18 protein-coding genes are annotated in these 23,260 nt (G+C 48.3%); 15 read left to right on the top strand and 3 right to left on the bottom strand.

Going from position 1 to position 23,260, the window contains the following annotated elements; translation table 11 throughout:
• The first annotated feature begins 168 nt into the window (after positions 1 to 168).
• From KE626_RS17990 to KE626_RS17965, 6 genes are all read left to right on the top strand, one after another.
• Entirely contained in the window at positions 169 to 702 is a 534-nt protein-coding gene (locus tag KE626_RS17990; RefSeq protein ID WP_211974312.1) for an RNA polymerase sigma factor, read from the top strand.
• 77 nt (positions 703 to 779) lie between these two features.
• Positions 780 to 1,811 carry a FecR family protein gene (locus KE626_RS17985; RefSeq protein ID WP_211974311.1) on the top strand — a complete coding sequence of 344 codons (1,032 nt, stop codon included), beginning with the start codon at positions 780 to 782 and terminating at the stop codon, positions 1,809 to 1,811.
• Between the two features lie 79 nt (positions 1,812 to 1,890).
• Positions 1,891 to 5,025, top strand: a complete 3,135-nt coding sequence (locus KE626_RS17980; RefSeq protein WP_211974310.1) for a SusC/RagA family TonB-linked outer membrane protein — start codon at positions 1,891 to 1,893, stop codon at positions 5,023 to 5,025.
• A 22-nt stretch (positions 5,026 to 5,047) separates the two neighbouring features.
• The gene (locus tag KE626_RS17975) at positions 5,048 to 6,607 is read left to right on the top strand and encodes a RagB/SusD family nutrient uptake outer membrane protein (RefSeq protein WP_211974309.1); all 1,560 of its coding nucleotides are present in this window, start codon (positions 5,048 to 5,050) and stop codon (positions 6,605 to 6,607) included.
• Complete coding sequence (locus KE626_RS17970; protein ID WP_211974308.1) at positions 6,607 to 7,599, top strand: DUF6528 family protein; 993 nt, start codon at positions 6,607 to 6,609, stop codon at positions 7,597 to 7,599. Before KE626_RS17975 ends, KE626_RS17970 begins: the two co-directional genes overlap by 1 nt.
• Before the next feature lie 258 nt (positions 7,600 to 7,857).
• Positions 7,858 to 9,189 (top strand): DEAD/DEAH box helicase, encoded by a 1,332-nt coding sequence (locus tag KE626_RS17965; RefSeq protein ID WP_211974307.1) that lies wholly within the window; start codon positions 7,858 to 7,860, stop codon positions 9,187 to 9,189.
• A gap of 52 nt (positions 9,190 to 9,241) precedes the next feature.
• On the opposite strand, the gene KE626_RS17960 is transcribed toward KE626_RS17965, so the two are convergent.
• Complete coding sequence (locus tag KE626_RS17960; RefSeq protein ID WP_211974306.1) at positions 9,242 to 9,592, bottom strand: ADP-ribosylation/crystallin J1; 351 nt, start codon at positions 9,590 to 9,592, stop codon at positions 9,242 to 9,244.
• 40 nt (positions 9,593 to 9,632) lie between these two features.
• Between KE626_RS17960 and KE626_RS17955 the strand changes: the two genes are divergently transcribed.
• Positions 9,633 to 10,574, top strand: a complete 942-nt coding sequence (locus KE626_RS17955; RefSeq protein WP_211974305.1) for a helix-turn-helix domain-containing protein — start codon at positions 9,633 to 9,635, stop codon at positions 10,572 to 10,574.
• Between the two features lie 81 nt (positions 10,575 to 10,655).
• The gene (locus KE626_RS17950) at positions 10,656 to 11,375 is read left to right on the top strand and encodes an SDR family oxidoreductase (protein ID WP_211974304.1); all 720 of its coding nucleotides are present in this window, start codon (positions 10,656 to 10,658) and stop codon (positions 11,373 to 11,375) included.
• Between the two features lie 36 nt (positions 11,376 to 11,411).
• On the opposite strand, the gene KE626_RS17945 is transcribed toward KE626_RS17950, so the two are convergent.
• The gene (locus KE626_RS17945) at positions 11,412 to 12,002 is read right to left on the bottom strand and encodes a TetR/AcrR family transcriptional regulator (RefSeq protein WP_211974303.1); all 591 of its coding nucleotides are present in this window, start codon (positions 12,000 to 12,002) and stop codon (positions 11,412 to 11,414) included.
• Positions 12,003 to 12,122: 120 nt separating this feature from the next.
• A complete protein-coding gene (gene pepE, locus KE626_RS17940; RefSeq protein ID WP_249207540.1) occupies positions 12,123 to 12,833 on the bottom strand; it encodes a dipeptidase PepE in 711 nt (236 codons plus the stop codon).
• 188 nt (positions 12,834 to 13,021) lie between these two features.
• Between pepE and KE626_RS17935 the strand changes: the two genes are divergently transcribed.
• The 7 genes from KE626_RS17935 (at position 13,022) to KE626_RS17905 (ending at position 23,231) form a co-directional block, all read left to right on the top strand.
• Entirely contained in the window at positions 13,022 to 14,572 is a 1,551-nt protein-coding gene (locus KE626_RS17935) for an alpha-N-arabinofuranosidase (protein ID WP_211974302.1), read from the top strand.
• A gap of 91 nt (positions 14,573 to 14,663) precedes the next feature.
• On the top strand, positions 14,664 to 16,337 hold the full coding sequence (locus KE626_RS17930) for a ribulokinase (protein WP_211974301.1): 1,674 nt from the start codon (positions 14,664 to 14,666) through the stop codon (positions 16,335 to 16,337).
• 8 nt (positions 16,338 to 16,345) lie between these two features.
• Positions 16,346 to 17,044: an L-ribulose-5-phosphate 4-epimerase gene (locus KE626_RS17925; protein WP_211974300.1), complete on the top strand. Its 699-nt coding sequence runs from the start codon at positions 16,346 to 16,348 to the stop codon at positions 17,042 to 17,044.
• Positions 17,045 to 17,054: 10 nt separating this feature from the next.
• Entirely contained in the window at positions 17,055 to 18,530 is a 1,476-nt protein-coding gene (araA, locus tag KE626_RS17920; RefSeq protein WP_211974299.1) for an L-arabinose isomerase, read from the top strand.
• 141 nt (positions 18,531 to 18,671) lie between these two features.
• Entirely contained in the window at positions 18,672 to 20,354 is a 1,683-nt protein-coding gene (locus KE626_RS17915) for a sodium:solute symporter family transporter (protein ID WP_211974298.1), read from the top strand.
• 135 nt (positions 20,355 to 20,489) lie between these two features.
• Positions 20,490 to 21,215, top strand: coding sequence for an NUDIX hydrolase (locus tag KE626_RS17910; protein WP_211974297.1), 726 nt, complete (start codon positions 20,490 to 20,492; stop codon positions 21,213 to 21,215).
• A gap of 36 nt (positions 21,216 to 21,251) precedes the next feature.
• The gene (locus KE626_RS17905; RefSeq protein WP_211974296.1) at positions 21,252 to 23,231 is read left to right on the top strand and encodes an alpha-L-arabinofuranosidase C-terminal domain-containing protein; all 1,980 of its coding nucleotides are present in this window, start codon (positions 21,252 to 21,254) and stop codon (positions 23,229 to 23,231) included.
• The last annotated feature ends 29 nt before the right edge of the window (positions 23,232 to 23,260 follow it).

The raw sequence follows: 23,260 nt of genomic DNA, 5'->3' as shown, positions 1-23,260 counted from the left end.
TTAAACAAAAAGCGGCATACCGCTTTTGCCGGAGCCCCCTTTTTATTTCGGAAAAAAGATTGTAATTATGTGTCATTGCGATAAAAGCGAGTTAACAATCAATTAATTTCCGAATCAAGGCTATTGTAGGTTACTTTGTGAACAATGTAATTATCTCTAATTGTTGTTTTGAACAAATCCGACTACATACAACCAGGATCTGCCGCCGTTTTCGAAAAGATGTATTACGAATTTCACGAGAAATTGTATTACTACTTCCTCAAACGCACAGGCTCCGCAGACATTACACAGGAGCTGGTACAGCTTACCTTTATTAAGGCATGGCGGTATTTTGATCATTTCGATGAGAACATACCCGTTGCCCGGCAGCTGTTTCGTATTGCGCGCACCACACTGATAGATGTATTGCGGCAAAAGGCCCAGCAGAGAAGCGTTCCGGTAGATCCGGAAATGCCTTCCGCCGAGCCGGATATGTCGACCGGGCTTATTTATCGCGACAATATGCAGCTTATCCACCGTGCCATGGAATCATTGCCGGCGGAAAGAAAAAGGATCTTCCAATACCGGATTAACGGTCTTACCAATAAAGAAATCGCCGAAGAGCTCTCCCTTTCTGTTAAAACAGTGGAAAACCAGGTCAACAGGGCCATTAAACAAATCCGCGAAGTATTGGTGCTCCTATGCATTATTTCCCTGTTATAGCGCCTGCAAAATTATTTTTTGATAATGCGTGGGTACAATACTTTTTCCAAACGTAATATATACTGAACACCGTGAATATGGAAATAACTCCCGCCCTGATCGGGCGCTTTTTTGCAAATGAATGTACTGCTGCGGAGGCGGCCGCAGTAGCCGGTTACCTGGAACAGCATCCGGAAGTGCTTAACCAGTGGATATCCGAGCAGGAGTGGGAGGAGTTCGAGTCAACAGCGCATTTATCACCCGCTTTCAGTGAGGTCATGCTGGAAGAAGTGAAAAAGGAAACGACCACACCGGTAAAACGGGTATCCCGGAAATGGGGGTGGACGGTTGCCGCCGCCGCAGCTGCGGCAGCCGGTATACTGACCCTGAATTTCTGGTCTTCCCATAAACAACAAACGGGGACTGCTACTGTTCAGGGACCTATTGCAGCAGCAGCCATCACGAACCGGGATACGGTGGTCGTTAACCGGGAACAAACAAAAATCCGTATTCCGCTGGAAGATGGATCCATCGTGGAACTGGGCAGTAACAGCCAATTGAAATGGCAGCCCGGTCAGCGCCAGGTATACCTCGAAGGAATGGCACGCTTTACTGTTGCCGGCAGCACCGCTCATCCTTTTACAGTATATACCCGGCAGGTGACTACCACCGTATTGGGTACCGTGTTTGAAATTAATGCACGCGCTTCCACACATATCAAACTGGTATCAGGAAAAGTGATGCTCCGGCCCGCAACAGATACTGCTAAGGCCAATACCGTTTACCTGAAACCCGGTCAGACCGCAGACTTTGGAGGAAATGGCCTCGCCTTCGAAGTACACGGCGACAAGGCAACTGCACTAACGGAAACGCCTGCACTGATCATGGGCGCCGTGGAAGAAACAAACGAAGCATTCGTGTACACTAAGGTACCGTTGCCGCAGCTGCTGGCAGGACTGGAAAAACAATATAATATCCACATCAGTTATTCACCCGCCAGGCTGAAGAAATATTATTTCTCCGGCCAGCTGTTGAAAACCGAAACGCCGGCCAATATTTTAAACACCATAGGGTTATTGAACAAACTAAGCGTAATGGAAGACAGCACAGGATTCCATATTAACAAGTAAACTTTTCGTTCACATTTTTTAATAAAGCATGCTTCATCGGTAACGATGAACTTAAAATGTATTGCCTAAAACCTGGTATATGAACACCGCTAAAAAGCAAACTATTTTTCTTTACATGGCCCTGGTATGGATGCTGGTAACAACCACCGGTTTCTCGCTGCAGGCGCAGTCACACGTAACCGTAAGCGGTATCGTGAAAGATGAAAAGGGCCAGGCCCTACCCGGTGTAACCGTTGCCGTTAGACTTAACGGTAACGCTACTGCGAAAGGTGTGCAGACAGATGAAAAAGGCCTGTTCCGGTTTAACAACCTGGAGGCAGGAGGTCCCTATAGTTTTATATTTACCTATGTGGGATATGAGGCCCAAACCCTTTCCGGGTACCAGTTGAAAGCCGGCGAACAGCTGTCGCTCATGGTGAAAATGAAGGAAGTATCTACCGCATTAAACCAGGTAGTAGTGGTGGGATATGGTACACAGAAACAGGTAAATCTTACAGGCGCCATCTCTACACTGGATATGCGCAGCAAAGAAAATACGCCCGTTACCTCCGCCAGCCAGGCGCTTCATGGCGTGTCGGGCCTGTGGGTAAACCAGGCTGGTGGCAAACCCGGTCAGGATGGCGCTACCATCCGCGTAAGGGGAGTGGGTACCCTCAACAACAACAACCCGCTGGTACTGGTAGATGGGGTGGAATATGATATCAATGAAATCAATCCGGATTTTATTGATAACATTACTGTGCTGAAAGACGCTTCTGCAGCCATTTATGGCTCCCGGGCGGCAAACGGAGTAGTGCTGATCACCACCAAAAGCGGTAAAAAAGGAAAAGTGGAAGTCAACTACAGCTACTCCTACGGTATCCAGAATCCTACCAAACTGCCGGATGTGGTATGGGATCCTATCCAGTATATGCAGATGAAAGACCAGGCCCTCATAAACGAAGGGAAATCCCCCGCTGCAGTCGATTACACACCCGCACAGATCGAAGAATATAAAAACGGGATGGCTACTAACCCGTACGCCTATCCGAATGTCAACTGGTTTGACCTGGTGTTGAAGAATGGTATCCTGCAACAGCATAATCTGCGCTTCTCCGGTGGCTCTGACAACGTATTATACAGCATCGCTGTAGGGTATATGGACCAGGATGGCGTACTCATTGCCGCCAATCACGCTAACCGCTATACGCTGGATGTAAATGTTTCTGCCAATATTTCCAAACGATTGCATGTAGGTACCAGCATCATTGGTAACTACCGCACCTATACAGAGCCGGCCTTTGGAGGTTCAGATGCCACCGGCTATTATTTTACCAGGCTTACCCGCGTGTTGCCTATTTTTTCTCCCTATACAAAAGATGGTAAATATGGCAGCAGTGTATTTGCTACCCCCGGCAGAAATACCATCGAAAATCCGTTGATGCTGCTGAAGGAAGGCAGTAACTACCACGCGCCGCAACGCTTGCTGGCAAAGGTATATGCCGACTATAAGCTTCCTTTTGACATTACTTATAACATTAATTTAGGCATAGATAAGCTCGATGGCTATGCCCGGAGCTTTGTGCCTTACCTGGTGACCTATAATCCTAAAACAGGCGCACCGAACAACTATAATATTAATCCGTCTTCCAACAGCTATGATGAAAACAATCTCAATATCTCTTTTTACCAAACGCTGAACTGGCAGCATGATTTTAAAACCCGTCATCATCTTGATGTAATGGCAGGCACCAGCTACAACCGTTTCGATAATACCAATGCGACGGCGCATATAGAAGGCTATTTTGATAATACGCTAACCGACCTCGACGCAGGCTCGCTGAATCCTACCGCCAATGGCCGGGTAACAAAGGATATACTCGCTTCTTATTTTGGCAGGATCAATTACAGTTACGCTGAAAAATATCTGCTGGAAGCTACGTTACGCTATGATGGCTCTTCCCGCTTTGCCAGTGGAAACCGCTGGGGCCTTTACCCCGCCGTTTCCGCCGGATGGCGTATCGACAAGGAAGCATTTTTTGGCAGTTCGCGGACCATTGATCTCCTGAAGCTCCGTGCTTCTTACGGTAAACTGGGTAACCAGGGAAATGCCGGTAATGCAGCGGGAGACCTCTACGGCTATCTGAATACCGTGAACCTGGGACAGGACTATTCATTTAATAACACCGTGAACCCCGGCGCTGCTGTAACGAAGTTCAGCGATGCGGATATTTCCTGGGAAACCACTACCGCCTATAACCTCGGCGCAGACGCCAGCGCCTGGAATGGTAAGCTGGCCCTGAGCGTGGACGTTTTTAAGAGGAAAACGGAAGACATTCTCCGGCCGGTACAGATCCCGCAGCAGGGCGGCGGGCTGGCAGGCCCCGTGACTAACGTGGGCGCCGTAAATAACACCGGGTATGAAGTAACCGTTACACATCGTAACGATATCGGCGCTTTTAATTACAGTGTATCCGCTAACGTTAGTTACGTACAGAATAAGGTGATCAGCCTGAATGGAGAATCCATTATCAGCACACGCAGAACCACCCGCGCAGGATATCCTATTGATGCCTATTTCCTGTATAAAGCCATTGGTATTTACCAGTCGCAGGAAGAAGTAGACAACAGTGCAAAGATCAGCAATGCCGTAAAGCCCGGCTATGTGAAGTATGCTGACCTGGGCGGCCCCGATGGAAAGCCCGATGGCAAAATTGACGCATACGACCGCGTTATAGCAGGTAGCTCTATTCCCAAATACAACTACAGCTTTAACATTAACCTGGGATATAAAGGCCTTACTTTAAACGCTTTTTTCCAGGGAGTGCAGGGTATCAACCTGTATCCTACTGTAAATCTGGCTATGCCCTTTAATAATGGCGCCGGCGTCACCAAAGAGTGGGTAGATAATTCGTGGACACCGCAAAATCCAAATGCGTCTTTACCTATACTCACCACCGCTACAGGTGCAACAGAAAATTTTCAGCCCTCCACCTTCTGGCTCAAAAACGGTTCTTACCTGCGCATGAAAAATCTGCAGTTGAAATATGAACTGCCGCAAGGCTGGTTAAGCAGGGCGAAAGTGAAGCGGGTGGCTGTATTCGCGAATGGTGAAAACCTGCTCACGTTTACAAAGTTCAAAGGTTTTGATCCGGAGAAAAATATCCAGGGAGATACCTTCTATGAATATCCTTCTCTCAAAACCTACAGCTTCGGCGTAAACGTAACTTTTTAATCCAACCCATAAACTATAGAAGATGAAACAACTGATTTTAATAGCCCTGGGGATGGCACTGCTGTCGGCATGTTCGGATAAGGCGCTGGAATCCTTTCCCAACGACCGTTATACAGAAGAAAACTATTGGACCTCCGAGAAAAATGTAACCGCCGCGCTAACGGGTTGTTATGCTGCGCTAAGACTGGAAGGCGTACTTGGTGGCGACGCCACGGTATTATGGGAAGAAACGGCCACGCCGAATGCTTATAACTACGACGACTCCAGGGGGGTTAACGCCATTGCCCTGGGTACACAAACCGCCACCAACTCCACAATTATTAATGCCCGCTGGCGGGATTGCAATGTGGGTATAGGCAGATGTAACAACTTCCTGGCCAAATCGCCTGCGGTGCCTATGGACAGTGCTTTAAGGGCGCGCATGACGGCCGAGGCTAAATTTTTAAGAGCGCTGTATTACGGTATGCTGGAAACTTACTATGGTGGCGTGCCGCTGATACTCGATGCCCCTGATCCTGCCGCCCAGGGCAAACTGCCCCGCGATACCCGCGCCAAAGTAGTACAACAGGTGTTGAAAGACCTGGACGAAGCTGCTGCTGCCTTACCGCTCAAATACAGCGGCGGCGATATTGGCCGTGCCACAAAAGGCGCTGCGCTGGCGCTAAAAGCCAGGGTATTGTTATTTGAGGCCAGTCCGTTGAATAATCCTTCCGGTAACATCACCGCCTGGAAAGCCGCGGCAGATGCTGCCAAAGCCGTAATTGACCTGGCTGGCGCCGGTTATGGCCTGTTCAGCGATTACAGAAGCCTGTTTTTGCCTGCCAATGAAAACAGCGTGGAGTCGATCTTTGACGTAGGTGCGAAAATTCCCGAGCTGGGAAACTCTTTTGACCTGATAAACCGCCAGTATAACACTAACGCCCCCTTGCGGAATATAGTAGATGCCTATGATATGAAGGATGGCAGCCCTAAAGAAGTGTCGCCCTTATACGATCCGGCAAAGCCTTATGAAAACCGTGATCCGCGTTTTTATAAGAGCATGGTATTCCCCGGCGATACCTATATTGGCGCGGTAACCACGCCCACTGCACCATTTAAGATCACCGGGTATGGCGTGAAGAAATATAGCATCTATGATAAAGAAGCAACCACTAACCTGATCAACCAGGCGGGAAGATCTGAAACAAATTATATGTATATCCGTTTTGCTGATGTATTATTGATGTACGCAGAAGCGCAGAACGAAGTATCCGGACCGGATGCCACGGTGTATGATGCCGTTAACCGCGTTCGCCAGCGTGCGGGCCTGGCGCCTTATGAGATCCCTGCTGCACAAACACAGGCGACCATGCGGCAGCTGATCCGTCATGAAAGAAGGGTGGAATTTGCTTTTGAAGGCTTTTATTATACGGATATCCGTCGCTGGAAGCTGGCGGAAACAGTAATGAATGCGACTATTTACAATTCAGAGAACCAGCCCATCGTAAAAAGAACATTTAACAGGGACAGGGATTACTGGTGGCCGATTCCGCAAACGCAGCGCGACCTGAATCCTAATCTCGCCCAAAACAATAATTATTGATGATGAAAAAATTATTCTATCTGCTCAGCGGCGTTACTTTACTGGCCATAGCCTGTTCGGGTAAAAGTAAGGTGACGCCGGCAGTGGTACCGCCGCCGGTGGTAAAACCCGATACGCCGGCTACGGTGGCGGCCTGCAGCAAGTGTATCGTGCTGGCGGAGCAATCGCAGCACCGCATCGTTATCGCGGATGTAGCCTCCGGCGCCGTTATCTGGGAATGGAAACCTGAAAATTCCAATGTGAAACCGGAGCATGTGAAGTGGTTTAGTAATCCCAGTGATGCCAAAGCGGTATACAACAACGAATACATCCTGACCAACGCTTCGGGCGGTGGCGTGGCCCTGATCAGGATAGCAGATAAAAAAACGGTGTTCTATGCCTATGCCGGCGGCAACACGCATTCCTCGGAGTTATTGCCCGATGGTAATATTGTCACAGCCTCCAGTACGGGGAACTACCTGATGCTGTTTAAAACGGATACGCTGCATTATCCCGATGGCGTTAAAACGAAAAAAATACCCATCGATTTCGGGCATAACGTAGTGTGGGATGCCGGACAGCAAAGGCTTTGGTCGGCTGCCATGGCTACCATGCGCTCGTTCCGTTACAATTTTAACTGCGCTGCGCCTGATCTGATGCCGGATACGGTTATTAATATTCCAGGCACAGAAGCGCATGACCTGTTCCCGGTATATGGCGAAAATAACCTGTGGTTAACGAATACCACCAACGTATATACGTTTAATGTTATCAGTAAAAAGCTTACGCAGGCGGATGTGCTGCAAGCCAACATTAAGAGCGTATCCTCTGCTGGCAGCGGTTTCCCGGTGCTGTTAATAAGACCAAAGGAATCCTGGTGGACGGACGAAGTACTGGACGCGAAAGGCAATAGTATCTTCTCCCAAAAAGGCTGGAAAATTTATAAAGCAAGATGGGTAATACCTAATACCTTCAGCTACCCGGTCAATGACCAGGTGCATTTGTGCCGGTAGTGAGCGGAGCGCCTTCGGCGCTTGTCTTTGGGCAGGATTAGGATGATTATGATGATTATACTGATTTTAATTTTTCTCTTACTGTTTTTCTGCTATTGGCAAATGTTTTCAGAGAAGTGGTAAGCATCTTTCAAAAAAAGAAATAAAATCAGTATAATCATCATAATCATCCTAATCCTGCCCAAAGACAAGCGCCGAAGGCGCTCCATTCGCTTTATACCCTCCGCATTCCATAAAAATGGCGTACTTTTGCGCCAAATGCAAAAAGAAAAATATTCATTAGGTAATATTCTTACCAATCTCAAGATCGATTCACTCAATGAAATGCAGCAGGCATCAGTGGAGGCGAATCAGCAACATGCTGATGTAATCCTGTTGTCAGCTACCGGTTCCGGTAAAACGCTGGCATTTCTGTTGCCTATACTGGAAAAGCTGGATCCTGCCAATAAAAATACGCAGGCGCTGATTGTGGTGCCTTCCCGCGAACTGGCACTCCAGATAGAAAAGGTGTTTAAGCTCATGGGAACCGGGCATAAGATCACGGCCTGCTATGGTGGACACCTGAGAGAAACGGAAGAAAATAACCTGATCCAGCCCCCGGCTGTTATTGTTGGAACGCCCGGCCGCCTGGGAGATCATATCCGCAGGGAAAATATTACCGTAGCAGCTGTGGAAACATTGGTGCTCGACGAATTTGATAAAACCCTGGAACTCGGTTTCCAGGAGGAAGTGTCTTTCATCGTTGAATCACTTCCCAATATCAAAAAGCGGATACTGACCTCTGCCACGGAATCCGTGGACATCCCTGAATTCCTGGCGCTGAATGAGCCACAAAAGCTGGATTTCCTGCCGGAAGAAGGTACGCCTGTGGCAAGACTCACCATCAAAGAGGTGTTATCGCCCGAAAATGATAAGGTAGAAACGCTGTTTCGCCTCATCTGCTACCTCGGAAACCGCTCTACCATTGTATTCTGCAACCACCGCGATGCAGTGGAGCGTACCAGTAAAATGCTGTCTGAAAAAAGTATCATTAATACCTTTTACCATGGCGCAATGGAACAGCAGGAACGGGATGCCGCCCTCTGTAAATTCCGTAACGGTTCTGTAAATGTACTGGTGACCACCGATCTGGCTGCCCGTGGTCTTGATATTCCGAATATCCGTTATATCGTACACTTCCACCTGCCGCATACGGAAGACAGCTGGACGCACCGCAACGGCCGTACTGCGAGGATGGAAGCCAGCGGAACAGCGATTCTTATCCTGGCGCCGGATGAAAAAAGAATGCCTTACCTGGCTGATGAAGTGATAGAGGATATTACGCTGCCGGATACCGCCACCTTACCGGAAAAACCCAAATGGACCACCATCTTTATTGGCGCCGGTAAAAAAGACAAAGTAAATAAAGTAGATATCGTTGGCTTCCTGTCCAAACAGGCGCATCTTAAAAAAGAAGATATCGGCTTAATTGAAGTAAAAGATTTCTTTTCTTTTGTGGCGGTGGTGAAATCGAAAGTGCAGCATTCACTGGAGCTGATCAAGAACGAAAGGATCAAGAATAAGAAAGTGAAAATTGATATAGCGAGATAACAATCGCAGTATATTATTAGAAAGCAGCGATCCACGATCGCTGCTTTCTATTTTAACGGGTATGCCCGTACGATTGCGTTATTTCGATCAGCCCTATGATATTATCATTGAATTCATCCAGCTCCTCTGCCGGTACCCATAGTTCATTGTGTATTTCGCCGCCTACATTTTCGATATTATATCTTTTCAGAAAATCGCTGTTTACAGCAAATTTAGTGACAAAGCCCGATCCATAGGCAGGAACATTCCACTCTACGGATATCTGTATAGCATATGCTTCATTCATTACCGGGTAAAAAATGGGTTGATCCGGTTTTCTGGGCGGAAATTTTTTCCAGCCGGACTGTTCTATTAATACCAGCTCATCTGGTCCTACGGGGCGGTAAAGGGTGGTTAACTCCATTGCTGATAATTTGTTTATTTTTAGAGACGAATATAAGCAAATGGCAACGAATAATATTTCTCCGGGCAAAGCTGAAATTCCTTTGTATGTGCTGAACGACTTCCGTCATCTGCATCGCAGGGAAGGAGACACTTCCGATTTTGGCTATAATAATCTCGAAGCAGGGAAGCGTATTCCCGGCTTTGAAGTGTATTCCAGTGAAGGCCTCCGGCCGGCTGTAGGACCGCTGAAATCCGATTTTTACCGGATCAGCATTACGTTGAGCGGGAGCGTGGATGTGCAGCTGGGGCTGGAAAAATTCAAACACCGCCCCGGTACGCTCAGCTTTACTTTTCCGGGACAGGTATTCAGCAAGGATAATATCACCGCCGATACTTTTGGCTATTATATATTGTTCAATGCCGATTTCCTGGAAGAACTGATCCCTGCCGGAAAGATACCGCTGGAGTTTCCTTTCTTCGATTATTCCGGCGTGCCCTTTATTCAGCTGCAGGAGCTGGAGATTGCCGCCGTGGCCGACTTTGTAGGTAAAATAGATGCTGAATTAAGACAACATAAGCAGGGACGCGAAAAGGCAGTACGCATGTATCTCTACCTGTTGCTGCTGGAAGTAAAAAGAAGTTACGTGGCGCAGGAACTGCATATAACGACTACGGATACACGGAGTACTTATCTCGTGCCCCGGTTTATGAAACTGGTGAGCCAGCACTTTCTTACCAAAAAAAGGGTGGCAGACTATGCTGCGTTGCTGGGTGTTACCCCAAATCATCTCAACCGCACGGTAAAGGAAGTGACCGGTCACACTGCTTCTGCGGCCATCGCGGATATGCTGGTGCAGGAAGCTAAAGCCGTGCTGCGGCATACAGATGTGGCGATATCCGAAATTTCCTGGCAGCTCAATTTCAGCGACCCTGCCGGCTTTAACCGTTTTTTCCGTGAACAAACAGGACAAACGCCTTTGGCTTACCGCAAGAATGCATAATTACGCTAATAGAATGCATGATCCGGATAATACCTCCCCGCTTTTTATGTACCACCTTTGTGTACATAAAAAGATAACGATATGTCTACCTCATTTGAAAGTAAGAAAGTAATTATTGCAGGTGGTTCTTCCGGCATAGGGCTGGCTACAGCTGCATTACTGGCGAAAGAAAAAGCGAATGTAGTGGTTACCGGCCGCTCTGCGGCTAAACTGGCGGATGCCGCCAAAATGCATCCCGGCATACAAACGGTCGCGATGGATAGTAACAACCGGAAGGAGCTGGACCAGTTTTTCAGCAGCCAGGATAGTGTGGATCACCTGGTGATCGCCCTGAGCGGTGCGAAAGGCGCAGGGAAATTTTCCGAACTGTCATTAAAAGACCTGAGAGAAGGATTTGAAGGCAAGTTCTGGCCTCAGCTGAATACTTTGCAGGCAGCGTTGCCCTATATCAGTAAAGGAGGCAGCATTACCCTGATAACAGCCATCTCGGCGACATCACAGGCGCCGGGCGTATCCGGGCTGGCCGCTATCAATGGCGCGCTGGAACTGATGATTCCGTCTATCGCCAAAGAAATACAACCCTTACGTATCAACGCTGTTTCACCGGGTGTGGTAAATACGGGTTGGTGGGATTTTCTCCCGGCAGATGCCAAAGCGGACACCTTCCGGGAATATGCTGCCTACACACCGGTAGGAAGAGTAGGAGAGCCGGAAGATGTAGCGGACACTATTACTTTCCTGATGCGCAATGGTAATATAACGGGTACGGTAATACGTTGCGATGGAGGGTTGGGTTTGTAGCTTTCCGTACTTCGTGGTTTAGTATATACGTCACTGTTATACCCTCAAAGATTTCATGACAAGTTGGAATACCTGCTTCAACGTATCAAGGTCCAGTGAAAACGGTAGGCCCGACATCGTTGTATTATCAAGATGGAATTTGATGAGCGTATAAAAGGAACCATAGGCCACCGCCCAGAATACTTCTGCAGGCAAATCCAGCGTTTCTCCTTTTGCCACAGCGTTGGCAAAGAACAGCCGCATGGCATTTTTAAAGGTGCTTTCCATGGCATTCTCCTGTTTCTCAATGAGAGGGGAGTTGCGGAACTGCTCTGCAAAGCGGTAGTGCAGCGGATGACGCAATATAAAATTGTAGCGGTTATACCACTGCTGCCATAAGCCGGATTCAAAATCCATGTCGGGGTCAAAGCCACTCAGCGTTTCTTCCACGAACATTTCAGCGGTGGCGGCATACAGCTGGTTGAGCAGGTCTTCCCGGTTCTTAAAATAGATATAGATGGTCGATACAGAAATATCGGCGGCTTTGGCCAGTTTATGCATGCTCAAGCCATCAAATCCCTGCATGACAATCATTTCCATGGCTTTCTCCCGGATAGCCACCACTTTATTTTCGTCTTTAATACGCATGCGACAAAGATAAAAGAATGATTGTTCTTTTATAGAAATGGGGGAATTTTTTATTTCAATGGGTTCCTGGGGCTATTGTTGGGTGTAACGGGCATATAACCGGTTGCACCCAACAATAGTTTATTGCAGGTTCGCCAGGGAACTGCCGGGCGGCAGCTCATACGGCTCTTTGCCCGCTTCAAAAATACGGGCGCTTAACGCGCCTTCCAGCGTTAAAGAATCACCTTTGGCGTATATCCAGCTGCCTTCTCTTAATCCCAGCACCGGGGTAGTATTCTGGGTAAGGTATTCTTTAATACGGGTTTCACGGGTTTCTCCCATATGCTGTGAACCTGGGATGGGATCCAGGTAATGCGGGTTCAGGTTAAAGGAAATCAACCCCATGGTATCGAAAGACGATGGATATACAATCGGCATATCATTCGTGTTGCTCATAGTAACCCCGCCTATATTGCTGCCTGCGCTGCATCCCATATACGGCGCACCATTGTTTACCGCATCGCGCAGTACATACATCAGTCCCTGCTCATGCAGTGTTTTTACCAGCAGAAAAGTATTGCCACCGCCGGTGAAAAAGCCTTTTGCATTGCTGATGGCAGTAGCAGGGTCATCAAAGGTATGCAGACCGCGTACACGTACGCCAATTTGTGCAAATGCTTCCGCCGCTTTGCTGGTGTAGTCGTCGTGCGAAATACCACCCGGACGGGCGAAAGGAATAAATATAATTTCATCTACACCCTCGTATAACACGTTCATGGCCGGTTGCAGGTAGGCCAGGTAGGTTTCTCCAAACAGGGTAGAGGTACTCGCCAGTATAAAATGCTTCATCATCAGGAAAAAATTATCCAAATGTAGGTCATCTTCCTAAAATTATAAAATTGAAAGTCAGCCATGGGAAAGCCTTTTGTTTTCGATAAATGTTTTTTTTGCTTTTTTAATTGTAAATGTGACAATTATTTTGTTCTTTTGAATTGTCACGGCAAATCAGGTGCTGTGACGGGATTTTTTAAAACCTCGTTATGAAAAAACAATATCATTATATCCGTACGGGTATTTTTGGCCTGTTACTTTCCACGCAGGCGTTACAGGCGCAAAATACCGTTACCTTTAAAACGGATGCGCCAACACAAACCATCAATCGTAATATATACGGTCATTTTGCAGAGCATCTCGGAAACTGTATCTACGGTGGTTTTTATGTAGGAGATACCTCCCATATTCCCAATACCAGCGGTGTACGTAAAGATGTGATTGCCGCATTGCGTAAAATGAAGATACCGAACCTCCGCTGGCCGGGAGGCTGTTTTGCAGATACCTACCATTGGAAAGATGGTATCGGACCGAAAAGTAAAAGACCCACGATCGTAAATACCTGGTGGGGAAATGTAACGGAAGACAATAGCTTTGGCACACACGATTTCCTGAATATGTGCGAGGAACTGGGCGCAGAACCTTATTTGTCCGGTAACGTAGGAAGCGGTACCGTACAGGAAATGGCCGACTGGGTGCAGTATGCGAACTTCGGCGGCAAAAGCCCGATGTCAGATCTGAGGAAAGAGAATGGCCGCCAGGAACCCTGGAAAGTACGCTTCTGGGGCGTTGGTAACGAAGCCTGGGGCTGCGGTGGAAATATGCGGCCTGAATATTATGCAGACCTGTACCGTAAGTTTGCCACCTTTATGAACAGCGACTTTAAAGACGGGCACATTTTCCGGATCGCTTCCGGCGCCAGCGATGCGGATTACAACTGGACAGAAGTACTGATGAAAAATATTCCACTGCACATGTTGCAGGGTGTTGCCGTACACCACTATTCCAGTGTAGACTGGAACCGCAAAGGCGACGCAGTGGATTTTACGGAGCAACAATATTTTGCTACCATGAAGTCGGCGTTGCTGACCGATACACTGATCCGTAAACATACGGCTGTAATGGACAAGTATGATCCGGCAAAAAAAGTAGCACTGGTAGTAGATGAATGGGGTGGATGGTATAACGTGCAAGCAGGTACGAATCCTGGCTTCCTGTTTCAGCAGAACACCATGCGCGATGCGATGATCGCAGGCGCCACCCTCAATATTTTTAATAATCATTCCGACCGCGTACGCATGGCTAACCTGGCACAGGCGATCAATGTATTGCAGTCCGTAATCCTTACCAAGGGAGACACGATGGTATTAACGCCTACCTACCACGTAATGGAAATGTACAGCGTACACCAGGATGCCACCCTGATCCCGGTTGATGTTCACAGCATCGACTACACGTTTGGCAACGAAAAACTGCCTGCCATTACCGTTTCTGCTTCAAAAGATAAAGCCGGCACTACGCATATTTCCCTGGTAAATATTGATGCAAATAAAGCACAGGAAATTACATTGGATACGCACGGTCAGGCATACAAAGCTATTACCGGCCGACTGCTGACCTCCGCTAAGCTGCAGGACTATAACAGCTTTGCAAAGCCTAATACTATTAAACCTGTCGACTTCAAAGGGGCATCCATTAAAAATAATACAATCAGCGTGAAGTTGCCGCCTTTCTCAGTGGTGGTGCTGGAACTGAAATAAGCATCAATAGCTGCGAATAGCCGCATGTATATCCATGCGGCTGTTCGTAATTTTTTAGCTCTTTTTTATAAGTGTCAATATTACATTAAATATGAACTCATCTTACGTTATAGGAGTAGACTACGGTACCGATTCGGTTCGCTCTATCATAGTGGATGTACAGAACGGAAATGAAATAGCGGCGGCCGTATTTTATTATCCCCGGTGGAAAGACGGACTTTATTGTAATGCAGCGCAGAGCCGCTTCCGGCAGCATCCGCTGGACTACATAGAAGGGCTGGAAACTACCATCAGGCAGTGTTTGAAAACCGCCGGCAGCGCAGTAGCTGCCAATATAAAAGCCATTTCTGTTGACACTACCGGTTCCAGTCCGGTGGCGGTAGATGAAACGGGTACACCACTTGCCCTCACACCGGCCTTTCATGATAATCCCAATGCCATGTTTGTTTTGTGGAAAGATCATACCGCCCTGAAGGAAGCCGCCGCCATAAATGCAACAGCTGCTCAGTTTGAAGAGAATTACCTGCGCTTTGTAGGTGGTATTTATTCTTCCGAATGGTTTTGGGCGAAGCTGCTGCATATTCTTCGTGTAGACGAGTCAGTTAGGAAAGCTACCTACTCATGGGTGGAGCACTGCGATTGGATCCCATTCCTGTTATCAGGAGGAAAGCAGGCCAGCCAGATGAAAAGGGGGGTTTGCAGTGCAGGGCATAAAGCGCTGTTTGCCGCCGAATTCGGCGGATTACCGCCGGATGCCTTTTTCACGGCCATCGATCCCCTCTTGCAGGGATTCACACAACGGCTGTTTACGAGGACCTATACCGCCAGCGAAGCCGCCGGGCACCTATGCCCCGAATGGGCAGAGCGACTCGGGCTTCCGGAAAGTGTAGTGATAGGCGTTGGTGCTTTTGATGCACATATGGGTGCTGTAGGCGGACAAATAGAACCCTATCATCTCAGCAAGGTAATGGGCACTTCTACCTGCGATATGCTGGTGGCGCCGCTTGACGAAATGAAACATAAACTGGTAAAAGGGATCTGCGGACAGGTACCCGGTTCCGTTATTCCCGGTATGATGGGCATGGAAGCAGGACAATCGGCCTTCGGTGATGCCTATGCCTGGTTCAGTAACGTACTGGCGTGGCCGTTACAACAGCTGTTGCCTTCGTCCCAGCTGATAGACGCCGCTACGGCCGCAAAATTAGCGGAGGAAACCAGCGGCAGGATGATTACCGAACTCGCCAAACAGGCAGCACAGATATCTCCGGAAGAGCATAGCGAACTGGGTATCGACTGGCTGAACGGCCGTCGTACGCCCGATGCGGATCAGTCGCTCAAAGGTACTCTTACCGGTCTTAACCTGGCTACAGATGCTCCACGCATCTTCCGTACGGTAGCAGAATCCACCTGCTTTGGCGCCAAAGCCATCGTAGAGCGTTTTGAAAGGGAGGGCGTGCCGGTAAAAGGCTTGATCGGCATTGGCGGTGTGGCTAAGAAATCAGCATTTATTATGCAGATGATGGCCGACGTTATGAATATGCCGATACGGATTCACCGCTCCGAACAAACCTGCGCATTAGGTGCAGCTATGTTTGCCGCTACCGCAGCCGGACTTTTCACCCGCGTGGAAGATGCCATGGAAGCGATGGGACAGGGATTTGAAAAAACATATCAACCCAATGCTCAACGCGCAGGCATATACGAAAGCAGGTATCAGAAATATAAAGCATTAGGCGCCTTTACGGCCGCTATCACCATCGATTAAATTTTTGTATGCAACAGTATCAGGATATCCGCCAGGCAGCATACGAGGCTAATATGCAGTTACCCGCACTGGGACTGGTGATTTTTACCTTTGGTAACGTAAGCGCGGCCGACCGCCAACAGGGCGTATTTGCCATTAAGCCCAGCGGCGTACCTTATGCAGAACTGACACCGGAGAAAATGGTAGTGGTAGATTTTGACGGTAAAACAGTAGACAGAAAATTACGTCCGTCTTCCGATACCCTCACGCACGCCGTACTATACAAACATTGGGAGCATATTGGCGGCATCGTACATACCCATTCCACCTATGCTACTGCCTGGGCCCAAAGCCAGCGCGACATTCCCATTTACGGTACCACACACGCCGATCACAATACAGTGGATATCCCCTGTGCACCACCCATGTCAGATGAAATGATTGCCGGAGATTATGAATATGAGACCGGCTTCCAGATCATCAATACGTTGGCGCAACGGGGACTTACCTACAGCGATATAGAAATGATACTGGTAGGAAACCATGCCCCCTTCACCTGGGCCAAAACCCCTGCCAAAGCAGTATATAACAGCGCCGTGCTGGAATCGGTGGCGCAGATGGCTTATCTCACCGAGTCGATCAATGGCAACGCGCCCCGCCTGAAGGACGCATTGATTAAAAAACATTTTGAACGTAAACATGGCCCCAATTCCTATTACGGGCAGTAAACCAAGTAACATGATTAATCTGAAAACATTCGAGATCTGGTTTGTAACCGGCAGTCAGCACCTGTATGGAGAAGAAACGCTGAAACAGGTAGCGATACATAGCCAGGAAATAGCCGCCGCACTGCATCAGAACGCACGTATACCCGTTACCGTGGTATACAAGCCCATTGTGAAATCGCCGGAAGAAATATATGCCGTATGCATGGAAGCCAACGCTGCCGTCAACTGTATCGGGGTGGTTACCTGGATGCACACTTTTTCCCCGGCAAAAATGTGGATACGCGGACTGAAAGCATTGTCCAAACCGGTTTGTCACCTGCATACCCAATATAACCGCGATATTCCATGGAAGGAGATAGATATGGATTTCATGAACCTGAACCAGAGCGCTCACGGCGACCGGGAGTTTGGATTTATGATGAGCCGCATGCGTATTAACCGCAAGGTGATCACCGGCCACTGGCAGGATCCGGAAGTACTGGATGAACTGGGTGCATGGGCCAGGGTAGCCGCCGGATGGCACGACTGGCAGGGTGCGCGCTTTGTACGCTTTGGCGACAATATGCGTTTTGTTGCCGTTACAGACGGAGATAAGGTAGAAGCAGAATATAAACTCGGCTTCTCCTGCAATACGCATGGCATCGGCGACCTGGTAAGCGTGATCAATGGTATTTCAGATGCCGCAGTAGCGTCCCTGGTAAAGGAATACGGAGACGCCTATACGGTATCGGCAGCACTGCTGCAGGATCCCGCCCTGAAAGACGCAGCAAGAATAGAGCTGGGACTCAAAGCTTTTCTCGAAGCCGGTAACTACAAAGGCTTCTCCGATACATTTGAAGACCTGCATGGTATGATACAGTTGCCGGGTATCGCCGTACAGCGCCTGATGAAAGCCGGCTACGGATTTGCCGGTGAAGGCGACTGGAAGACAGCTGCGCTGGTGAGAGCAATGAAAGTAATGGGCAGCGGCCTGGCCGGAGGTAACTCCTTTATGGAAGATTATACCTATCACTTTGACCCCGCCAACCCAATGGTACTGGGTTCTCATATGCTGGAGATCTGCGAATCCATTGCAGATGGAAAGCCTTCCTGCGAAAAGCATCCGCTGGGAATAGGCGGTAAAGCAGATCCTGTGCGACTGGTATTCAATACTGCCGCCGGACCAGCGATCAACGCATCGCTGGTAGATATGGGTAACCGTTTCCGGCTGCTGGTAAATGAAGTGGAGGCCGTAGCTCCGCCACAGGACCTGCCTAAACTGCCGGTAGCCCGCGTATTGTGGAAGCCCTACCCGGACATGAAAAAAGGTTGTACCGCCTGGATACTGGCCGGTGGCGCCCACCATACCTGTTACAGTCAGAATCTTACTGCAACACATATGCAGGACTTTGCTGAAATGGCAGGTATTGAGCTGGCACTGATAGGTAAAAATACAGATCTGCGTGAGTTTAAAAATGAGCTCCGCTGGAACGACCGTACATATTGAGATAGCTTTTAGCCATTAGCTTTTAGCTTTTAGTGTTTCGACTCAGGACGCCCGTCTGAATGCTAAGAGTTAATGGCTGGAAAGCTTTCTTTCTCTTTTACCACTAAAAGCTAATTGCTAACAGCCAAAAGCTAAATCGCTATGCGCAACGCTCTCTCTCTCGGCGATGTCATCGTCTTCATCATTTATTTTGTTATCGTATCAGCTTACGGTTACTGGATATACCAGCGGAAAAAGAAAACGTCTACTGATACCAAAGACTTCTTCCTGGCAGAAGGCTCCCTTACCTGGTGGGCCATCGGTGCTTCCCTGATTGCCTCCAACATCTCTGCCGAACAGTTTATAGGCATGAGCGGCGACGGCTATTTTGTTGGAATCGCTGTAGCCGCCTATGAATGGATAGCAGCGATAGCGCTGATCATCATTGCAGTGTGGTTTATTCCCATCTACCTGAAGAATAAAATTTATACCATGCCACAATTCCTGAAAACGCGCTACAATGAAACAGTAGCGTTGATCATGGCAATTTTCTGGCTATTCTTATATGTATTTGTTAATCTCACTTCTATCTTATACCTCGGTGCGCTGGCCATCAACGGCTTGCTGGGAGGAGAGTACCTGCATGTGGTGATGATAGCCCTGTCTGTTTTTGCAGTGATCATTACACTTGGAGGGATGAAAGTAATCGGTTATACTGATGTGATCCAGGTGGGCGTGCTGATCATCGGAGGATTAGCTACCACCTATATGGCGCTTACCATGGTCAGCGAAAAGTTTGGTTTGGGACATGATGCCCTGGCAGGTTTCGGTGCGCTGATGAAAGATGCGCCGGATCATTTTCATATGATCCTGGCAAAACCTGATGCGGGCTCCTCACAGGAGTACATCAACAAATATCTCGTACTACCGGGTATCCTGATGTATGCAGCGGGACAATGGATTGTAAACCTCAATTACTGGGGCTGCAATCAATATATTACACAACGTGCGTTGGGAGCTAATTTGCAAACCGCCCGCAATGGTATTCTCTTTGCCGGTCTCCTGAAAATTATGATGCCGGTAATTGTGATGCTGCCGGGTATCGCGGCTTATGTATTGCAGAAAAATGGTCATCTGCCTGATTTAGCCAACAAGGATGGTGCTTATGCAGCCATATTGGGCTTTCTCCCTTCCGGACTCAAAGGCTTGTCTATCGCCGCACTGACAGCCGCTATCGTTGCGTCGCTGGCAGGTAAAGCGAACAGTATCTCCACCATTTTTACACTGGACGTATATCGCAAGTATATCAGTAAAGACGCTTCCGAAAAGAAGCTGGTATGGACCGGTCGTATTACCGTGGTAGCAGCGATGGTATTGGGCATTCTTTTTACCTGGAACGACTTACTCGGAATAGGTGGTGAAGGCGGATTTACATTTATCCAGAAATATACCGGGTTTATCAGTCCCGGCGTTTTTGCCATGTTCCTGTTGGGTATGTTCTGGAAGCGCACCACCGGCGCGGCTGCCGTTGCAGGTATCATTACCGGTTTTACGCTCTGCGTATTCTTTAACCAGTTTGCACCGGCAGTACTCGGACATGAAACAATTTTCTATACCGCATATCCCAACGGGAAAGGTGGTTATGAAATTCCTTTCCTGATCTGTATGGGCCTGGCATTTATGTTTACCATGATTGTCATGATCGGCATCAGTTTAGCCGGACCCAAAGTTAATCCCAAAGCGTTTATATTCGATAAAGGCATGTTTAAGGTAAGTCCCGCTACCACCGTACTGATTGTGGTTACGTTGCTGCTGTTATCGGCTTTGTATATACGTTTCTGGTAACAACTATGATGAATGTGATTATTATGATGATCCTGATGAAGTTCTGCGTATCTCATCAGGATCATCATAATAATCACATTCATCATAGTCAGTTTTCATCAGGATCATCATAATAATCATATTCATCACAGTCATATGCATCATAGTAGATATTCGCAGCAGACCAGGTTGTTATTCGCCGTTGACTGTATTATATTCGGCTTCGATGGGCAAGAGTTGAAACTGCTGTTGATACAAAGAGGTTTCGAGCCCTGCAAAGGTCAGTGGAGCCTGGTAGGAGGGTTTATACAGGAAAGTGAAAGCGCCGAGGATGCTGCCAGCAGGGTGTTGAAGAATCTGAGCGGACTGGATGGTATTTACATGGAGCAATTGCATACATTCAGTTCTCCCACCCGCGATACAGTAGAGCGCACCGTATCGCTGGCCTATACTGCGCTGATAGACATACAGAAATACAAACAGCAGTTGAACGAAGATTTTCATGCGGTGTGGTTTCCGATTAACCATCACCCCGATCTTATCTTTGATCATAAGGCCATGGTGGATCTGGCAAAAGAAAAATTGCGTTACAAAGCTGCGCTGCATCCCCTGTTGCTGGAGTTGCTGCCGGGTAAGTTTACGATTCCCCAGTTGCAGCACTTGTATGAATCTGTTTATAACATTGCCTTCGATAAAGGTAATTTCAGCCGTAAGATACTTTCTACCAGGCTGCTGGTAAAGCTGTCAGACAAAGATAAGCTCAGCTCCAAGAAAGGCGCCTTTTATTATAGGATTGACCGGAAGAAGTATAACGCCAATTTTCACGCGTTCCTCAATTTTGTACCTGATCCGCATGTATTGATGAGTAACAGCACTTTGTAGAGAAAAACTTTGAAATAATTTAATTGTTGTTTTGATATGAAAACACCACGTTTGATTGCGGCATGTTCACTGTTGTTGGGCGTATATGCTGCACCGTTAGCAGCGCAGCAACCGCTGAACTTTACCGTAAAATCCAGCGAAATAAAAACAGCGGTGTCACCCAACATGTGGGGCATCTTCTTTGAAGACATCAACCTGAGCGCTGACGGGGGTATTTATGCAGAGCTGGTAAAGAATCGTTCGTTTGAATTCAGTACGCCTCTCATGGGTTGGAGTATTCCAAAGGAAGCAGCGGCCGGCGGACAGGTGCTGATCGTAAACCGCCGGGAAGCGGATGCCGCCAATCCCCGTTTTGCGAAGGTAACGGTTACCGGTACACGCAATTTTGCACTGGTGAATGAAGGCTTCCGAGGCATGGGTATAAAGGCAGGAGAGCAGTATAACTTTACCGTGTACGCCAGGCAGCAGCGCGCAACGCCGGTGCAGCTGACGGTTACCTTGCTGGATGAATCAGGTAAGGCCATTGGCAGCACAACGGTATCACCAACCGGCAACAGCTGGCAGCAGTACAAAGGCAGCTTCACCGCGGCCGCCACAGTACCCAGGGCAAAGCTGCAAGTGGAATTCAGTGGCCCGGGTGTGGTAGACGTAGACATGATATCGCTGTTTCCACAACATACCTGGAAAGAGCGTCCTAATGGCTTACGTGCCGACCTGGTGCAGTTACTGGCCGATCTTCATCCCGGCTTCCTTCGTTTTCCGGGTGGCTGCATCGTGGAAGGGAAGGAACTGACCAATCGCTACCAATGGAAGAAAACAGTGGGAGATGTGAATGAACGGACGGTGATCATAAACCGCTGGAACAATGAATTTGCGCACCGCGCTGCACCGGACTATTTCCAGTCGTTCGGGCTGGGCTTTTTTGAATACTTCCAGTTATCGGAAGACATAGGAGCCTCGCCGCTGCCTATTCTCAACTGCGGCATGGCCTGTCAGTTTAACAGCGGGGAGGTAGTAGCGGTGAATGAACTTGATCCATATATACAGGACGCGCTGGACCTCATAGAATTTGCCAATGGCGATGTGACGACAAAGTGGGGGGCATTACGTTCTAAAATGGGGCATCCGGCGCCATTTCATCTTAAAATGATGGGAGTGGGCAATGAACAATGGGGGCCACAATACGTAGAACGATACACCATTTTTGCGAAAGCGATTAAAGATAAGTACCCGGACATTAAGCTAGTAAACAGCCTTGGCCCCAGTCCGGACGGTGATAAGTTTACCTTTCTCAACGATACCCTGCGCAAGCTGAATGCAGATATTCTCGATGAGCATTACTATAGCGCGCCGGAATGGTTCCTCAGCAACGCTGCCCGTTACGATTCCTACGATCGTAAGGGACCTAAGATCTTTGCCGGTGAATATGCTGCTCATAACAAAGCGGTTGCTAACGGCGGTAATAAAAACACCTGGCAATGCGCACTTGCGGAGGCGGCCTTTATGACCGGGCTGGAACGCAATGCCGATGTGGTGGTAATGGCCTCCTATGCGCCCCTGCTGGCACATGTAGATGGCTGGCAATGGGCGCCGGACCTGATCTGGTTTGATAACCTGCGTTCTTATGGAACTCCTAACTACTACGTACAAAAATTGTATGCCAACAATAAAGGAAATTCGGTAGTGCCCATCGTGAAAGATAACCAACCAATTTCCGGGCAGGATAGCGTATATGCGTCGGCGGTAGTTGACAACGCAACGGGTGAGCTGGTGGTGAAACTGGTAAATGCCGCTTCCACGCCTAAACCCGTAGCAGTAAGCATACAGGGAGCAAAAAACATCGCAACCACGGGCCGGCTGATTACCTTGCAGAGCAATGATTTGCAGGAACTCAATTCGCTCGATCAGCCCACCCGTATTTCTCCGGAAGAAAAAAGTATTGCGATTAAAGGAAAAACTATTCGCACGGAGATAGCGCCATGGTCATTTTACGTGATCCGCACAAAAATTAAATAAATGGATAGCGGCTGCCGGAGCATTTTCCT

The sequence above is a fragment of the Chitinophaga hostae genome, from assembly GCF_018224885.1.
Classification (GTDB): Bacteria; Bacteroidota; Bacteroidia; order Chitinophagales; family Chitinophagaceae; genus Chitinophaga; species Chitinophaga hostae.
The sequence above is the reverse complement of the archived record's forward strand: the minus strand, read 5'-3'. Positions and strand labels throughout refer to the sequence as shown.

Excerpts from the sequence above, each read along its gene's own strand:
- KE626_RS17950 (WP_211974304.1), top strand. The coding sequence starts at position 10,656 with ATGTCTACCTCATTTGAAAGTAAGAAAGTAATTATTGCAGGTGGTTCT.
- KE626_RS17985 (WP_211974311.1), top strand. The coding sequence starts at position 780 with ATGGAAATAACTCCCGCCCTGATCGGGCGCTTTTTTGCAAATGAATGT.
- KE626_RS17960 (WP_211974306.1), bottom strand. The coding sequence starts at position 9,592 with ATGGAGTTAACCACCCTTTACCGCCCCGTAGGACCAGATGAGCTGGTA.
- KE626_RS17970 (WP_211974308.1), top strand. The coding sequence starts at position 6,607 with ATGATGAAAAAATTATTCTATCTGCTCAGCGGCGTTACTTTACTGGCC.
- KE626_RS17935 (WP_211974302.1), top strand. The coding sequence starts at position 13,022 with ATGAAAAAACAATATCATTATATCCGTACGGGTATTTTTGGCCTGTTA.
- KE626_RS17910 (WP_211974297.1), top strand. The coding sequence starts at position 20,490 with ATGCATCATAGTAGATATTCGCAGCAGACCAGGTTGTTATTCGCCGTT.
- KE626_RS17975 (WP_211974309.1), top strand. The coding sequence starts at position 5,048 with ATGAAACAACTGATTTTAATAGCCCTGGGGATGGCACTGCTGTCGGCA.
- pepE (WP_249207540.1), bottom strand. The coding sequence starts at position 12,833 with ATGATGAAGCATTTTATACTGGCGAGTACCTCTACCCTGTTTGGAGAA.
- KE626_RS17930 (WP_211974301.1), top strand. The coding sequence starts at position 14,664 with ATGAACTCATCTTACGTTATAGGAGTAGACTACGGTACCGATTCGGTT.
- KE626_RS17965 (WP_211974307.1), top strand. The coding sequence starts at position 7,858 with ATGCAAAAAGAAAAATATTCATTAGGTAATATTCTTACCAATCTCAAG.
- KE626_RS17925 (WP_211974300.1), top strand. The coding sequence starts at position 16,346 with ATGCAACAGTATCAGGATATCCGCCAGGCAGCATACGAGGCTAATATG.
- KE626_RS17945 (WP_211974303.1), bottom strand. The coding sequence starts at position 12,002 with ATGCGTATTAAAGACGAAAATAAAGTGGTGGCTATCCGGGAGAAAGCC.
- KE626_RS17905 (WP_211974296.1), top strand. The coding sequence starts at position 21,252 with ATGAAAACACCACGTTTGATTGCGGCATGTTCACTGTTGTTGGGCGTA.
- KE626_RS17980 (WP_211974310.1), top strand. The coding sequence starts at position 1,891 with ATGAACACCGCTAAAAAGCAAACTATTTTTCTTTACATGGCCCTGGTA.
- KE626_RS17955 (WP_211974305.1), top strand. The coding sequence starts at position 9,633 with ATGGCAACGAATAATATTTCTCCGGGCAAAGCTGAAATTCCTTTGTAT.
- araA (WP_211974299.1), top strand. The coding sequence starts at position 17,055 with ATGATTAATCTGAAAACATTCGAGATCTGGTTTGTAACCGGCAGTCAG.
- KE626_RS17915 (WP_211974298.1), top strand. The coding sequence starts at position 18,672 with ATGCGCAACGCTCTCTCTCTCGGCGATGTCATCGTCTTCATCATTTAT.